This window comes from Rhodococcus sp. IEGM 1366, assembly GCF_033142425.1.
GTDB classification, from domain to species: Bacteria; Actinomycetota; Actinomycetes; order Mycobacteriales; family Mycobacteriaceae; genus Rhodococcus_F; species Rhodococcus_F globerula.
Map to the genome: position 1 here is coordinate 176,575 of NZ_JAWLRZ010000003.1, position 14,387 is coordinate 190,961.

The following is a 14,387-nucleotide window of genomic DNA, read 5'->3' on the forward strand; positions in this document are numbered from 1 at the left end:
GTCATGGCATGGATCGTGCTCGTAATTTCCGGAATCTTCGAAGCTGTGTGGGCCACCGCACTGGGCAAATCCGATGGATTCAGCAAGCTGTCACCCACCATCGTGTTCATACTCGGTCTGATCGTCAGCATGGCCGGTCTTGCGTACGCAATGCGGACACTTCCGATCGGCACTGCGTACGCAATCTGGGTCGGCATCGGCGCCGCGCTGACCGTCGGATACGCCATGATCACGGGTACCGAGTCCTCGTCGATCGTCAAAGTCCTGTTGATTCTGGTCATCATCGGAGCAGTGGTCGGCCTCAAGGTTCTGCACTGACGTTCTTCTGCACTGACGCTCGCATTATCCGGGCGAGTATTTGTGTGTGACCGGTTACAGTTATTCAATGAGACTGGTCGAGATACTCACGCTACCCGTGCGCGCGGGCATCGCCGCCGCAGAAATCAGCCTGGGTATTGCCGAACTGACGGTGACAACCGTACGAGTTGTCATCTCGAACCCAGGCGCCGCGACGGTCGGCGCGGCATCTCTGGCAAATCCGCGCGGGCCGTTGCAGATGATTCAACAGTTGTCGTCTCTGACAGCGGACGACCGTCCCATCGGGCAGGCTCTCGCCGCCGGCGGGCCACTCGATCGACTGTTGGCCCCCGGCGGTCCGGTCGACAAGTTGACTGCACCGGACGGAACACTCGAACGCCTTCTAGCTCCAGGTGGCCCGCTCGAACGCGTGCTCGCGCCGGGCGGCCCGCTGGACCGAGTGCTCGCCGAGGACGGCGCGTTGGAGCGACTGCTTGCACCCGGTGGGCTACTCGACCGGATGACGGCCGAAGACGGCCCATTGGAAAGATTGACGGCCCAGGACGGCGCGGTGGAGCGCCTCACCGCAAAGAACGGCGTCATCGATCGCGCACTGGCAGAAAACGGAATCCTCGAAACGCTGCTCGCAGAGAACGGCGCATTCGAAAGACTTATCGCCGAGGGTGGTCCACTCGATCAGATTGTTGCCCTTTCCGACACTCTGACGTCATTGGCCCCCAACCTCGAACGCATGAGTGCGAGCATCGAGATACTTCAGGACACCGTCGCGGTACTGAGTGCCGCCGTGGGCCCACTCGGAGAACTTGCCGGAAAGCTCCCCAACCGATGGCTCAAAGGCAAGAGCGAGCGGCCGATATCCGATGTAGGCATGGAACCCGCATAACGGGTTCTTACCTGCATAACAGAGTAGTTTCGCGGAGTCAGTTATTGATCACGATATTGAGATTGACGATAATTCCGCCGAAAGTCAGGATCGTGTTCGCCAGGCCGAGGGTGAATCCGCTGTTCAATGCGGCAATAAGTCCATTCATTGTCGTATCCCCTTCACTGTCTTCGGGTTACACGTACAAGTTTGTGCGCTGGCGCTGAGAATAGGCCATGCACGGAGCATCCGGGGACTTGACGAAGAATCTTGTACTACAGTCGTAACTTCTTACGGATGTGTTGCAGCACAACAGATTTAGAGCGAACTGACGCATACCCATTTCTGCGCGTCGCCAAACGTCACCAGCAAATATGCTCGATGTCTGATTCGTGACAAAGGTAACGAATCCGACGGCAATCCACTCGTTCCGCGACTAAACAGACTGCAGACCAGGTATCCAGGTGCGAGAATGGGACAAATCACCCGAATTTGCGGGCCTGGAAGAAGGGTGTGCAAGTTATGACGCCGCCACACGCCGATATTTGCCATGGAACCGGTTACAGTGCAGGCACTTTCGTACTTCCAGCCCGATTGAGGGCAACTACCGACGCCCTGCGCTCACTCTATGCGCAACCCGATCAGCACACAGATGACGGGCACTTCCTCGAGCAAATCTGCAACCATGCCGTGGACATTATCGACAGCGCCCACCACGCCGGCATCACCGTCGCCGAGTCCGACTCCACCCATCGCACCGTCGCCGCGACCGACGATCTCGTCCACTCGGTCGACGAGCTGCAATTTCAGCTCGGAGTCGGGCCCGCCGTGGAATCCGCCCACGCCTCATGTGTCGTGCACGCACACTCCAGCGAAGCCAACCGTCGCTGGCCGCAATTTGCCGGTGAGGCGCGGCGTGCCGGAGTGTCGAGCTTCCTCTCCGCACCACTCCCCGGACGGGGGCAGCCCCTCGGGACACTGAATCTGTACAGCCGCGACCAGTACGGATTCACCGATGCCGACGCTGCAATCATCGAACTCTTTGCCCTCACGGCGTACTTCGCGTTGCGCAGTTCGCATCGACTCGAGCTTGCCCGAGCACGCACGAGGGACCTCGAACTCGCCCTCGAATCCCGAGGCGTGATCGAGCAGGCAAAAGGCATCATCATGGGCACCCGACACGTCACCGCCGACGACGCGTTCTCGCTCCTCATCCAAGAATCCCAGACGAGCAACATCAAACTTCGTGTAGTCGCGCAACAACACATCGCCGCTGCGATCAATCCGAGCCAGGCCAACGCGGATACCCACGACACCAGGCCGTCCGCCAACTAGGTCCACCAGCAAAAAGGGCGCCCCTCGGCTGATTGCCGGGTGGACGCCCTCTGCATTGGAGCCTCCTGTCGGGATTGAACCGACGACCTTTCGCTTACAAGGCGAGTGCTCTACCACTGAGCTAAGGAGGCGAAGTCGCACGCGTCGCCGCGAACGATCTTTGCGGAGCCATCATATCCAAGCCGTCACGGTGGCCGCGCGCGGGTCACATTAGATACCGTGGGCCCCATGAGCACCCCGCAGAGTCGACCACCGACGCGCCGCCCTTGATGTCGAAACTCGCCGAGGCCCTCGACCGTTTGACCGGCCACCGCCAGGCCACGCTGGACACGGTCACGTCGGCACCCGCGCCTCTACAACCGATCGACCTGACCGACGACGCAGTGGTGGCCGAAGTCCTCGACCTGGCAGTTCGGGTCGGCGAGGTGCTCCTCGCATCGGGAACGGCGGCGATGGACACCGCCGAACAGGTTCAGTTCATCGCAGCGACCTACGGTTTGGCTCAGTGCGATGTCGATGTCACGTACAACTCGATCGTTCTGTCCGCGTATCGAGGACCGACCCGCCCGCCGGCCAGCACGATGCGTATCGTCCACTACCGCTCGATGGACTTCACCCGCCTCGCTGCGGTGGACCGTCTGACGCGTCGCATCAGACGCGAGGCCATCACCCCGAATCAGGCCCACGAGGCACTGACGACGATCACAACCGCGCCCCATCCGTACAGTCGCTGGACCGCAACTCTGGCGTGGTCTGCGATGGCCGCGTCGGTGTCCGTGCTCCTCGGCGGCGGACTCCTGGTTGCCACGGTGTCATTCTTGACGACGATGGTGATCGACCGAGTTAACCGGGTTCTCAACCGTTTCGGATTGCCGTTCTTCTTCCAGCAGGTGATGGGCGGCCTGATCGCCGCTGCCCCGGCCGCGACCCTGTACACCTTTCAGGAACAGTTGGGGATCAGCATCAGACCGTCGCTGATCATCGCGGCCGGGGTGGTGGTTCTGCTCTCGGGGCTGTCGTTGGTCGGCTCGGTGCAGGACGCCATCATGGGCGCGCCCATCACCGCAGTGGCACGTTTCTTCGAAGTCGTGATGATGACGGGCGGCATCATCGCCGGCGTCGCGATCTCGCTGCGCGTCACCGGAATGTTGGGCTCGACGTTGCCGCCGATCAACGTCGAAGCCTCCCCGATCACCCAGCTTCCGGTGCTGATGCTCTCCGGCGCATTCGCGTCGGTGTTCTACGCACTTGCCTGTTATGCGGAAAGGCGAGCGTTGACAGCCGCCTTCCTCGGCGGCGCGGCGGGCAGTGGTGTCTCGATCTATGTGCAGACACTCGACGTCGGGCCAGTCATCGCGGCTGCAATCGCAGCGACGGTCGTCGGCCTCGCCGGCGGTTTGATGGCACGCCGGGCACTGACTCCGCCGCTTGTCGTGGCCGTCGCAGGCATTACGCCACTGCTTCCCGGTCTCTCGCTGTACAAGGGGCTCTATTCGTTGCTCAACGATCAGGTGCTGGTCGGGTTGACTGCCCTGTTGTCGGCCTTCGGTATCGGTTGCGCATTGGCCGCGGGCGTCACACTCGGCGAGTGGGTGGCCCGGACGCTACGACGCCCCCGGATTCTCATGCGTGTGGACTCACTGCGTCGTCCCATGGTCCGAAAGCGGAAACGCCGCACACCGGCAGCCAGCAGGTAGACCTAACCAAACGCGAAAAGCTGGGCACCTATGTCGGTGCCCAGCTTTTGTCGCGTGTTCCAGGAACGGATCAGCTCTCCGAGCTGCGTCCTGCTGCAGCCTGGTCTGCTTCCATCGCCTCGCGCAGGCTCTTGGGACGCATGTCGGTCCAGTTCTTCTCCACGTACTCGAGGCACGCTGCCCGGCTCTCTTCGCCGAACACCACACGCCAGCCCGCAGGGACCTCGGAGAACGTGGGCCACAGCGAATGCTGGTCCTCGTCGTTCACCAGCACGTAGAAGCGTCCGTCTTCGTCATCGAAAGGATTAGTGCTCATCTCGCCTCACTTGTTACGTACGTTTCTTGTGCGCTCAGACTAGCAAGCGCACCGGTCGTCTTCTGGTTGCTCAGAACGGACGCCAGAATCTCGCCTGCACGTACCGCGACGTTCGACAACAGCGACGACGTCAGTCCGTGTGTCCGTTCCGTACCACCCTGCAGGTAGATACCGCCCGTCACGTCATCCGTTACAGCCATACGATAGTCCCGACTTACGGTACGCGGAACGGACGAATCAGACACGAGTTCGCCCAACAACGTATCCAACGGGGCGGCGGTGAAGCCGGTAGCGAGGACCAGTGCGTCGCACTCGAGCGTCTCGGTGAGTCCGTCGAGACTGCTACGAACGGTCAGTTCGATGCCGGATTCGGATTCGGTGGCACTCGTGATCTCCGACGCCTTGCGCATGAACAACCGGCGCGGACCGCGGACCATTTCCTGATACTCGGTGGCATAGAGGCTGTTGATCAATTCGATGTCGACAACCGAGTAATTGGTACTGCGGTGCAGCGCCAGAATCCGCTCACGCTCGGCGGCACTTGCACCGTGCAGAGCGTCGACGGCTTCCGGATCGAAGATGCGGTTGGCATACGGGCTGTCGTCGGCGGGGCTGTATCCGTAGCGAGAAAAGACACTGTGCACTTCTGCGTTCGGGTAGTGGGAATGCAGATAGTCGACGATCTCCGCGGCGCTCTGGCCTGCGCCGAGGACAACAAACCGGTTGTGTGTCGGTGCCGGCATCGCGTCGAGATGGAACAGGAACTGATGGTTGTGGAAACAGCGGGAGGACAGTTGCGCCCACTCGGGAATCCGCTCCACCAGACCAGCAGCGACCACGACGTTTCGCGCGGTGACCACGGTCCCATCGTCTAGCCGAACGTCGAAACGGTCGACAATGCCGTCGCCGTTTCGATTTCCGTCGACTGCTTCGACCGCGGTTCCGAAACTCACGTCTGCATCAACCCGACGAGCGGCCCAGCACAGGTAATCGTTGAACTCGTGACGCGTCGGGAAGAAAGTCTGGTGATTAACAAAATCGACGAGGCGCCCGTGCTCGTGAAGGTAGGAGAAGAAGCTGTATCCGCTCTGGGGATTGCGGAACGTCACCAAATCCTTGGGGAAGGCAATTTGCATAGTGGCTCCGTCGAGGAGCATTCCCGGGTGCCAGGCGAACTCGTCCTGCTTCTCGAAGAATCGTGCGGTGACACGATCAACTGCTGCACAGTTTGCGTTGTGTTCCTCGATTGCGATTGCCAAGGCGAGGTTGGCGGGGCCGAACCCGATTCCGACAATATCGACAGTGAGAGATGCAGCACTGAAGTCACTCGGTGATTCACTCATACAGGTTGTCCATCCCCGACATCACGACCAGGCGGCCGATCATCGATCCCAAGTCAGAAGCAAAGGCTATCCTTAATTAGGTGAGGGTATCAACATGGCGACCCATCGCATAGCGCTTGGCGCCCGGCCACAATGCGACGCACGTCATAGTTTGTCGGCCAGGGTACGAATCGCCTGTTCAGCGCCGGTCCCACGGACCGAACTCGAGCAGAATATCTATCGCAAAGCCGTCATCTTGGGCACGCACCACATGTTCGAGCGCATAGACGCGGAAGCCTTCGGCAGCTCGCGCTAGATCGGAAATGCCCGGCAGGATGTCCGGCTCAGGCGGACCGCCGACCCCTCGGTGGTAGTTCTCGATCGAATGCCCGAGGTACATCACTCGCCCACCCGGCGCGACCCACCCGGCGACGCGTCGCAAAGTGTCGACAAGTTCAGCGAGCGGAAGATGCAGAAAGCTCACCAGAACCAGGTCAACGTCACTTTCCGTTGTCCATGACGTCGCATCACCAACCTCCCATTTGACGGCACTGTCCACGTCCGCCGACCGCGCACGGTCGATCGCCACCGACGAGTAGTCGACACCGGTCACCGACCAACCGTGCTCCGCCAGCCAGCGGGCATGACGCCCGTCGCCACACGCCAGGTCGACGGCAGTTCCCGGGTCCAGGTCGGCCACACGCGTAGCCACCGTTCCGGCCGGGTCGATCCCCCACGGCTGCGTCACTGCTCTGTACCGCTCGTCCCAATCCGATGCATCCATGCGCGTCTCCTCACTTTCCGAACGAGTGTCTTCATCTTCCGGCCGAAATCGACGCCTCAGCCGCTCTCCGCCGACAGCCTAAGCCGACATCAGTACCGCACTTCTCATGGTCCGAGATGTGACAACAAGATACCCCCAGGGGTATAAATGAAAGCAATTCGCAAATACCCCCACCCGTATCAGGAGTTGGAATGACGACCGCAACAAGCGCCGATTCGGCGCCACCCGACCAGGGCGCACGCGACGGAGCACTCGCCCGACTCGGACGCACCATGGCCACGCATACCCGCTGGGTTATCGGCATCTGGTTGATCGCCCTCGTGGCACTTGGCGCCGCAGCACCAAGTGTCTTCACGTCATTGGCCGGCGCAGGTTGGCAAGCGAACGGGTCGGAATCGGTACAGGTCCGGGAGTTGGCAGAGCAGCATTTCGGCGGAAATTCCTCGGCCGCAGTCCAGGTTGTCGTGCATTCGGATTCGCAGCAGATCAGCGATCCGGAGTTGCAGGACACCCTCGCCCGCGCAACGGCACTGTTCGCCGGAGACAGTCGATTCGGTGACGTTGTCGCACCACAACCCGGCATGACGATCAGCCCCGACGGACACACCGGCATCCTGATTGCCGGCGCCAACGCAAGTACAGACGACATGGTGAGCGCCATCGACCAACTCGGAGGAAAACTCTCCGACCTCTCGACCAACGAGATCGAGGTGTACCCGACCGGCGCGTCGGCGTTGTGGAGCGATTTCAACAAGGCCAATCACGAAGCCATGATCAAGGCCGAAATGATGTCGTGGCCAGTCACTCTCGCGATCATGGTGCTGGCTTTCGGTTCCCTGGTCGCAGCCGGATTGCCACTGCTTTTGACCCTCGCGGGTCTCGTCGCGTCGGCCGGCGGACTGGTGATTCTCAACGAGATCACGCCGATCTCGGTGTGGGCCATGAACTTCGCGATGATGTTTGCCCTTGCACTCGGCATCGACTACGCCCTGTTCCTGGTGGCCAGATTCCGCGACGCGCTACGAAAGAACCCCGACCCCCGAGCCGCTGTTGCCGAAACAATGGACACCGCAGGCAAAGCCGTTGTTCTCTCCGGCCTGACAGTCCTCGTCAGCCTCACGGCGGTTCTGATCGTTCCCGCACCCGCAGTACGAACGATGGCGGTGGGAATCATGCTCGCCGTGATCTTCGTTCTCGCTGCAACACTGACCCTGCTCCCTGCAGTGCTCGGCACAATCGGCGCAAAGGTCAACGCCGGCTCACTCCCGTACGCGCGGCGCCAGCAGCACCGTTCCCCACTGTTCGCGTCGTGGGCGTCACTGCTGCACCGGCATCCCTGGCCGTTCGGCATCGGTGCACTACTAATTCTGATTGCGCTCATCATCCCCGTCTTCGGACTGAAAGTGGCCATGCCGTCCATCGCGGTGGTTCCCGAGGACGCTCCGGTCCGCCAGGGATACGAATTGGTACAGCAGCAGTTCGGTGACGGCGCTCCCGGAATGCTGCAAATTGTCACGACCGCCGAGGATGCAGAAGGGACAGCACGCGTTGCCGAATCCATCGACGGCATAGCGATGCTCACTCCGGCACAACCCTCGGAAGATGGTTCCGATCTGGTTATGCTGCAGGCGGTTCCAAGCGTCGACCCGTCAGATCCCGCAATGGAGAGCATCCTCGCCGACCTGCGAGAGCGACTACCCGAATCCGCGCGTGTCGGGGGCGCCCCAGCCGAGAATCTCGATCTTCAGCAAGCATTGAACGACTACCTGCCGATCGTGATTGCCGTGATTCTGACACTCGGATTCGCCCTACTGCTGATAGCGCTGCAAGCACCCCTCATCGCCGTCATCGGCACGCTGGTGAGTCTGCTGTCCACCGGCGCGGCATTCGGTGTCGCGAAGCTGATATTTCAGGACGGCCACGGATCCGGCCTGCTCGGCTTCGAACCTCAGGGCTTCTTGAACGGATGGGGTCCGGTGTTCTTCTTCGCGATGATCTTTGCGATTGCGATGGACTACACCGTCTTCCTCCTCTCGAGCGCCAAGGAACACTACGAGCGAACCGGCGATCCCAAGATCGCGCATATCGACGGACTGGCACACTCCGGCCGAGTGATCGCAGCAGCGGCTGCCGTGATGGTGGCCGTATTCTTCACCTTCGCGTTGGCAGACCCCTTGCCGCCGAAGGAGATGGGAATCATCCTCGGCGTCGCGGTCGTACTCGACGCCGTCCTCGTCCGCCTGGTTCTTCTTCCGGTTGCGCTGCGCCTGACCGGCAAGGCGGCGTGGTGGTCACCCACGTGGCTGCGCCGGGTTCTGCCGAAGATCAGCTTCTCGCACGGCTAGATCATGTACCCGACATCACTGTTAACCAGATACCCCTAGGGGTATACTGAAAGGAAGACGACAGAAGGAGAACTCCCATGGATATCGCTCTTGGCACCAAGGTCAGCGGAACATTCGACGACGTCGTGGCCCGCACTCGCGGAGCCCTCTCGGATCAAGGCTTCGGCATCCTCACCGAAATCGACATGCAAGCAACCCTCAAGGCCAAACTCGGTGAAGACATGGAGAAGTACCTGATCCTGGGTGCCTGCAATCCGCAGCTCGCGCACCGCGCCGTTGGGGTCGATCGTCAAATCGGTCTACTGCTGCCGTGCAATGTCGTGGTTCGCGAAGACACGTCGGCCGAAGATTCGTTTTATGTCGAGGCCATGAATCCGGATGTGATGGTGCAGGTTTCCGACGAAAGCGGACTCGAGGCGGTCGCGACCGAGGCGGCCACCAAACTACGCGCCGCCATCAGCGCGCTCTGAGGCTTCGATCGTGAAGGATTCTGCTCGCTGCGCGAGCAAAATCCTTCACGATCAGCCGCCATGCCCCCCGGGGTACTCTCGTCCGAGTACGAACATTCGAGAAAGGGCCACGATGACCGGCGACGAAGAGAGCATTGCGCTCGTATTGAACAGACTGCGCCGCGCTCACGGCCAACTCGCCGGAGTGATCACGATGATCGAGAGCGGCCGTGACTGCAAGGACGTAGTCACCCAATTGGCCGCGGTCTCGAAGGCACTCGACCGGGCAGGCTTCAAGATCGTTGCCTCCGGCCTGCGTGAATGCATGACCGGCGCCGAAGGCAAGGACCCTCTTACCGAAGCCGAACTCGAGAAACTGTTCCTCGCACTGGCCTGAGCGGTTTATCCGGCCAGGAAGTCGATCAGCACCTTGTTCACGGCATCCGGTCGCTCGAGGTAACCGTAGTGACCGGTGTCCGGGATCTCTTCGTACGTCGCGGTAGCGATGCAGTCTGCAACCTCGCGGGAAAGGAAGGGCGGAATCATCCGGTCATCGGCGAAGGCTACCGACAGGCAGGGACGCATGATCGCCCGGTACTCACTACGGCGATCGAACGAGCGATCCATGTTCAGCTGAGCTCGAACGCCGGGTGCTGTTGTGCCACCGGAGAATTCGAAGATGTCCAGCCAGTCCCGGGCTGAGCGCTCGTCAGCCAAGGTAGTGGGCGACAGGTTCATCACTGCTGTTACTGCAGCGCGATACTTTGCGGGCAACTCGACGCCGCTGTCGACCAACTCGCGCTCCCCCTCGGACAGCGTCTGCTGGAAGTGATCCATCCGAGCATGGCCGGCGAGGAACACTGCCTTGCGGACCAGGTCCGGACGGGCCAACGTGAGTTCCTGAGCCACTCGGGCACCCATCGACGTTCCGATCACGTACGCAGGGCCGCCACCGAGATGCTCGATCAATCCTGCGGTGTCGGCAACCATGTCCGGCATCGTGATACCGCTGACACTCTCACCGGACGGCGCGATTCCACGGTTGTCGAAGGTGCAGACGCGGTACCCCGCCGCAACGAGTGCGGGGGTCTGGTGAAGATCCCACACCCGCCCAGGACTTCCAGTACCCATGATGAGCACCACCAGATCCCCATCACCTTTGACCTGGTAATTGATCGGGATTCCGTTGATAGTGGCGACCGTCATAGCTGCCTTCCTCCTCGTGTTCTGCCGCTGCATTTCTCAGCCTGATTTCGGGTTGACCGAAGCTCCCCCGCTTGCGGCAACACTATCGCGTCTCGCGACCTTCCCATGCTGTCCACAGGTGCGCGTACCGCCCGCCCGCAGCCACCAACCCGAGGTGCGGCCCCTCCTCCACGATCCGTCCATGCTCGAGCACGATCACCCGGTCCGCTGCCGCCGCTTGCGTAAGCCGGTGAGCGACAACAAGAGTGGTCCGCCCGGCCGTTGCCGCATCAGCAGCTGCCTCCAATTCGCGGGCACCAGCACTTCCGGCCTCCGCCGTCGCCTCGTCCAGCACCGCAACAGCCGGGTCTGCCAAAACCAACCGCGCCAACGCCAACTGTTGTGCCTGCGACGCCGTCATCTCGTGGCCACCTTCGCCGACAACGGTTGCAAGACCGTCACTCAAGGCCGCCACCCACGCAGACGCCCCGACGGTCTTCAGCGCCGACATCACGTCCTCCTCGGACGCCTCGGGTGCTGCGAGACGCAGGTCCTCGATCAGCGGGCCGGCAAATACGTGCACTTCCTGACTGACAATGCCGATGTGGCGTCGTAGGTCAGCGACGCCGGCCAACGCAACACCACCGATCAGCACGCTTCCCGACGTCGGTGCCCACGATCCGGCGGCGATCGCCGCCACCGTCGACTTCCCGGCGCCGGTCGAGCCGACCAGCGCCACCCGCTCCCCCGCGGCCAGAGTGAGACTGACGCCGTGGAGAACCTCGCGGCCGTCGTAGCTGTGCCTGATGTCCCGCAATGTCAGTGAGCGATCGTGAGGTTCGGCCACGTCGATGTCGGCGAGGTCGGGTTCCGGGATATCCACGACACCCACAAGGCGTGCGAGGCTCGCGCCCGCCGACTGCACTTCGTCGAAGGTGTAGAGAAGCGAACCGATCGGATTGAACAGGCGGTGGAACAGCAATGCTGCCGTTGTGGTCTGGCCGACCGTCACGATGTCGTCGCGCACCAGCAGGAACCCGACAACAAGGATCATGGACAGGCCCACGAACTCGGCCCGGTTCCCGCGCCCGGCGAACCTGGTGAACAGGCCGAACACTCCCACCGCAAGATCGCGGGCCTTCGCCGACGCGTCGTCGATTCGTCCGAGGTGCTCCTTCTCCAGGCTGTAGGCCCGCACCGTCCGAACACCTTGCACGCTACTGATCAATGCCTGCGAACGTGCACCCATCGCCACGCGCTCGGCCGCATAGATCGGCGCCGATCGTGGCAGGTACCACTTCAGCGCCATCGCGTACATCGGGAGCGCCACCAGACCGGCCAGTCCCAGACGCCAGTCCAGACCGAGCATGGTCACCATGCTGAGCGCGACCAGCAGAACGGCTCCGATCAGGTTCGGAATCACCTCGGAGACTGCCTTGGCGATCACGGCAACGTCATCGCCGACGCGAGAAAGCAGATCACCCTTGCCGACCTTCTCCAGCGTCGGCACAGGCAACCGCAGTGCCCGGTCGACGGTGCGCTCGCGTAGATCCGCGAGGATGTTCTCACCCAGCCTCTTGACCAGATACGACGCGTATCCCGTGAAAACACCGCCAACGACGGCCGCCGACGCGATGATCGCCACCACTGTCAGAATCGTCGACGTGGGGGCACCCTCACGAACCCGATCGACCAGGACACCGAACACGTAGATCGGTACCAACGCCATCGCGGCCGCTGCGGCCGACACCGCCACAACAAGAAAACTCTGCAGCTTCCGCTGCGCCAACTCCGACCTCAACCACTGCCAGGTTTCGCGCCCGCCCGCGATCGGCAGCAGTTCGCGTGTCTCTTTCCCGGTCATCGCAGAACCGCCCCTCGATAGTCGGTGTCGTGGTGAGCGAGTTCGGCATGCGTCCCCTGTGCCACTACTACTCCCCCATCCAGAACGACCACACGATCCGTTGCCGCCAGCAACGCCGGGCTGCTCGTGATCAGGATCGTGGTGTGCAGCGCTGTTCCGCTGTGGCGCAATTCCGCGATGCCTGCCGCAATCGACGCTTCCGTTACCGCGTCCACCGCGGTTGTCGGATCATGCAGCACCAGCACGGGCGCCTTCGTGAGCAACGCGCGTGCCAGCGCGACCCGTTGCCGTTGACCGCCGGACAGGCTGGCTCCGCGGTCGGTGACCTCGAGGTCGAGTCCATGGGGATGGGAGTCGACGACATCGGCGGCAGCCGAGGCGGCCAGCACCTCCCCCAGATCCGAGGACTGCGCATCGCCTGCGCCCGCTGCGAGATTGGAGCCAAGCGAACCCCCGAACAGATCGGTCAGGTGCGGTTCCACCAGCACGGTGCGCCTGGCCAGTGCCAAGTCCATGTCCTGCAGCGAAATTCCGCCGATCCGCACAGAACCTCGGTACTCGTGTGCGCCCGGTTGCCCGGACAGCACCGTGGCCAGCGCCTCGGCGTCCTGCGGTTGGTACGCCACGACCCCCAACAATTCGCCGGCGTCGCAGTGCAGATCGACGCCGCCGAGTGAACGGAATTGCAGCCCTTCGAGGGTCAGATCGTAGCCCGGTGTCTCGGTCACCGAGCCCGAGGTCAGGATCGGATCGGCGTCGAGCACCAACGCCAACCGATCGGACGACGCGCGAGCAACCGCAAAATATCCGGGGAGAGAAGCAAGCAGGCCGAGCGGTTCGAGAAAGAACTGCGCCAGGCCGACCACGGTGATCAACTCCCCCACCGAGATTCGGCCCTGCAATGCGAAGTAGCCGGCACAACCGGCGATCCCCACAGCAAGCAAAGCGCTGACCGTCGCCGACACACCGGTGTAGACCGCAGTGGCCTTTGCCGTGTGCACCGCAGATGCAAGGGCTTCGCGGCTTGCACCGCGATAGCGATCGGACGCCGACTTCTCCGCGCCGATACCCCGGAGCGGCCGCAGTCCACTCACCAAGTCCGTTGCCATTGCCGATGCCCGGGCGATCGACGCCTGCTTCCCCGTCGCGCGGGACGTGATCAGCGGCGCCGACAGTTGCAGTAAACCGAGAATGACCGGGGTGCCGATCAACACCGCCAGCCCCAGCGTGACGTCGATCCACAGCAACGCGACAGCCGACGCCACCGCGGCGGTCAGTGCCGCTGCTGCCCGCGGCACGATGTCGGCTATCCAGGACGCCTGTTCCGCGTCGGACGTCGATACCGTGAGCAATTCGCCGGATCGCAGGTTCGTGTGTACACCTCGCGGGTCGAGAACGCGGTGTGCCACTTCGAGGCGCAATCTGTGTGCCTCCTGCTGCATCGCCGTCACGATGAACCGAGCACCGAACCGCCAGGCTGCGGTGAGCACGAGAAACAATGCACCGAGCGCACAGATCGATACGACGAGCGTGGTGGTGTCCGAAGTCTCGATTGCCCGATCGATGATGACACCGATCGAAATCGGCACCGCGGTTTCGGCGAGTTGATGCAGGCACACCAGAACGGTGCCGATGGCCAGCGGTCCCCGATTACGCACGAGAACTCGACGCAAAATCGCAGCCCCACTGCTTTTACCTGCGCCTGATTCACCCGAATCGACGGCTTCACTCACCTGGGTCGTGCTCATGGAACTCCAAGCATTGATAGGGACGAGAATGTCCGGTAGACACAGAAGTAAGTCGACCCTAATGCATGAGCAACTAGCGTTGACGTGCCCAGTTCTCATAGAGTCGCTGTAGAACCATTGCTTGCGGAACCATTGCTTGCGCCGTGCAGGCAAGCACGAGAG

13 protein-coding genes and 1 tRNA gene are annotated in these 14,387 nt (G+C 62.1%); 7 read left to right on the forward strand and 7 right to left on the reverse strand.

The annotated features are described in order from the left end of the window. The first annotated feature begins 3 nt into the window (after nt 1–3). The 3 genes from R4P64_RS10575 to R4P64_RS10585 all read left to right on the forward strand — a co-directional run bounded on the left by R4P64_RS10575 (nt 4) and on the right by R4P64_RS10585 (nt 2,515). Nucleotides 4–318 (forward strand): DMT family transporter, encoded by a 315-nt coding sequence (locus R4P64_RS10575; RefSeq protein ID WP_033232602.1) that lies wholly within the window; start codon nt 4–6, stop codon nt 316–318. 67 nt (nt 319–385) lie between these two features. After that, on the forward strand, nt 386–1,201 hold the full coding sequence (locus R4P64_RS10580) for an ABC transporter (protein ID WP_233364190.1): 816 nt from the start codon (nt 386–388) through the stop codon (nt 1,199–1,201). 501 nt (nt 1,202–1,702) lie between these two features. Continuing rightward, a complete protein-coding gene (locus R4P64_RS10585; protein ID WP_317820685.1) occupies nt 1,703–2,515 on the forward strand; it encodes a GAF and ANTAR domain-containing protein in 813 nt (270 codons plus the stop codon). A 56-nt stretch (nt 2,516–2,571) separates the two neighbouring features. Here the strand turns inward: R4P64_RS10585 and R4P64_RS10590 are convergent. After that, nucleotides 2,572–2,646 (reverse strand) — tRNA-Thr (locus R4P64_RS10590). A 138-nt stretch (nt 2,647–2,784) separates the two neighbouring features. On the opposite strand from R4P64_RS10590, the gene R4P64_RS10595 reads away from it, so the two are divergent. Next, nucleotides 2,785–4,212, forward strand: a complete 1,428-nt coding sequence (locus tag R4P64_RS10595; RefSeq protein WP_033232271.1) for a threonine/serine exporter ThrE family protein — start codon at nt 2,785–2,787, stop codon at nt 4,210–4,212. A gap of 70 nt (nt 4,213–4,282) precedes the next feature. Here R4P64_RS10595 and R4P64_RS10600 read toward each other — a convergent pair whose 3' ends face one another. The 3 genes from R4P64_RS10600 to R4P64_RS10610 all read right to left on the reverse strand — a co-directional run bounded on the left by R4P64_RS10600 (nt 4,283) and on the right by R4P64_RS10610 (nt 6,634). Next, the gene (locus R4P64_RS10600) at nt 4,283–4,528 is read right to left on the reverse strand and encodes an MbtH family protein (protein WP_033232272.1); all 246 of its coding nucleotides are present in this window, start codon (nt 4,526–4,528) and stop codon (nt 4,283–4,285) included. After that, entirely contained in the window at nt 4,525–5,871 is a 1,347-nt protein-coding gene (locus R4P64_RS10605) for a lysine N(6)-hydroxylase/L-ornithine N(5)-oxygenase family protein (protein WP_233364192.1), read from the reverse strand. Before R4P64_RS10605 ends, R4P64_RS10600 begins: the two co-directional genes overlap by 4 nt. Nucleotides 5,872–6,049: 178 nt before the next feature. Next, nucleotides 6,050–6,634, reverse strand: a complete 585-nt coding sequence (locus tag R4P64_RS10610; protein ID WP_033232274.1) for a class I SAM-dependent methyltransferase — start codon at nt 6,632–6,634, stop codon at nt 6,050–6,052. A gap of 191 nt (nt 6,635–6,825) precedes the next feature. Here R4P64_RS10610 and R4P64_RS10615 point away from each other — a divergent pair, with 191 nt between their 5' ends. The 3 genes from R4P64_RS10615 (at nt 6,826) to R4P64_RS10625 (ending at nt 9,825) form a co-directional block, all read left to right on the forward strand. Further along, nucleotides 6,826–8,979 (forward strand): MMPL family transporter, encoded by a 2,154-nt coding sequence (locus tag R4P64_RS10615; RefSeq protein ID WP_233363974.1) that lies wholly within the window; start codon nt 6,826–6,828, stop codon nt 8,977–8,979. 77 nt (nt 8,980–9,056) lie between these two features. Then, entirely contained in the window at nt 9,057–9,449 is a 393-nt protein-coding gene (locus tag R4P64_RS10620; protein ID WP_095888281.1) for a DUF302 domain-containing protein, read from the forward strand. A 112-nt stretch (nt 9,450–9,561) separates the two neighbouring features. Continuing rightward, on the forward strand, nt 9,562–9,825 hold the full coding sequence (locus R4P64_RS10625; RefSeq protein ID WP_033232278.1) for a metal-sensitive transcriptional regulator: 264 nt from the start codon (nt 9,562–9,564) through the stop codon (nt 9,823–9,825). Nucleotides 9,826–9,830: 5 nt separating this feature from the next. Here R4P64_RS10625 and R4P64_RS10630 read toward each other — a convergent pair whose 3' ends face one another. The 3 genes from R4P64_RS10630 to R4P64_RS10640 form a co-directional block, all read right to left on the reverse strand. Further along, entirely contained in the window at nt 9,831–10,634 is an 804-nt protein-coding gene (locus R4P64_RS10630) for an alpha/beta fold hydrolase (RefSeq protein WP_045068722.1), read from the reverse strand. Between the two features lie 82 nt (nt 10,635–10,716). Further along, the gene (locus R4P64_RS10635; RefSeq protein ID WP_317820692.1) at nt 10,717–12,477 is read right to left on the reverse strand and encodes an ABC transporter ATP-binding protein; all 1,761 of its coding nucleotides are present in this window, start codon (nt 12,475–12,477) and stop codon (nt 10,717–10,719) included. Then, nucleotides 12,474–14,225: an ABC transporter ATP-binding protein gene (locus R4P64_RS10640; protein ID WP_317820694.1), complete on the reverse strand. Its 1,752-nt coding sequence runs from the start codon at nt 14,223–14,225 to the stop codon at nt 12,474–12,476. Before R4P64_RS10640 ends, R4P64_RS10635 begins: the two co-directional genes overlap by 4 nt. Between the last annotated feature and the right edge of the window lie 162 nt (nt 14,226–14,387).

Excerpts from the sequence above, each read along its gene's own strand:
- R4P64_RS10575 (WP_033232602.1), top strand. The coding sequence starts at position 4 with ATGGCATGGATCGTGCTCGTAATTTCCGGAATCTTCGAAGCTGTGTGG.
- R4P64_RS10580 (WP_233364190.1), top strand. The coding sequence starts at position 386 with ATGAGACTGGTCGAGATACTCACGCTACCCGTGCGCGCGGGCATCGCC.
- R4P64_RS10585 (WP_317820685.1), top strand. The coding sequence starts at position 1,703 with ATGACGCCGCCACACGCCGATATTTGCCATGGAACCGGTTACAGTGCA.
- R4P64_RS10595 (WP_033232271.1), top strand. The coding sequence starts at position 2,785 with ATGTCGAAACTCGCCGAGGCCCTCGACCGTTTGACCGGCCACCGCCAG.
- R4P64_RS10600 (WP_033232272.1), bottom strand. The coding sequence starts at position 4,528 with ATGAGCACTAATCCTTTCGATGACGAAGACGGACGCTTCTACGTGCTG.
- R4P64_RS10605 (WP_233364192.1), bottom strand. The coding sequence starts at position 5,871 with ATGAGTGAATCACCGAGTGACTTCAGTGCTGCATCTCTCACTGTCGAT.
- R4P64_RS10610 (WP_033232274.1), bottom strand. The coding sequence starts at position 6,634 with ATGGATGCATCGGATTGGGACGAGCGGTACAGAGCAGTGACGCAGCCG.
- R4P64_RS10615 (WP_233363974.1), top strand. The coding sequence starts at position 6,826 with ATGACGACCGCAACAAGCGCCGATTCGGCGCCACCCGACCAGGGCGCA.
- R4P64_RS10620 (WP_095888281.1), top strand. The coding sequence starts at position 9,057 with ATGGATATCGCTCTTGGCACCAAGGTCAGCGGAACATTCGACGACGTC.
- R4P64_RS10625 (WP_033232278.1), top strand. The coding sequence starts at position 9,562 with ATGACCGGCGACGAAGAGAGCATTGCGCTCGTATTGAACAGACTGCGC.
- R4P64_RS10630 (WP_045068722.1), bottom strand. The coding sequence starts at position 10,634 with ATGACGGTCGCCACTATCAACGGAATCCCGATCAATTACCAGGTCAAA.
- R4P64_RS10635 (WP_317820692.1), bottom strand. The coding sequence starts at position 12,477 with ATGACCGGGAAAGAGACACGCGAACTGCTGCCGATCGCGGGCGGGCGC.
- R4P64_RS10640 (WP_317820694.1), bottom strand. The coding sequence starts at position 14,225 with ATGAGCACGACCCAGGTGAGTGAAGCCGTCGATTCGGGTGAATCAGGC.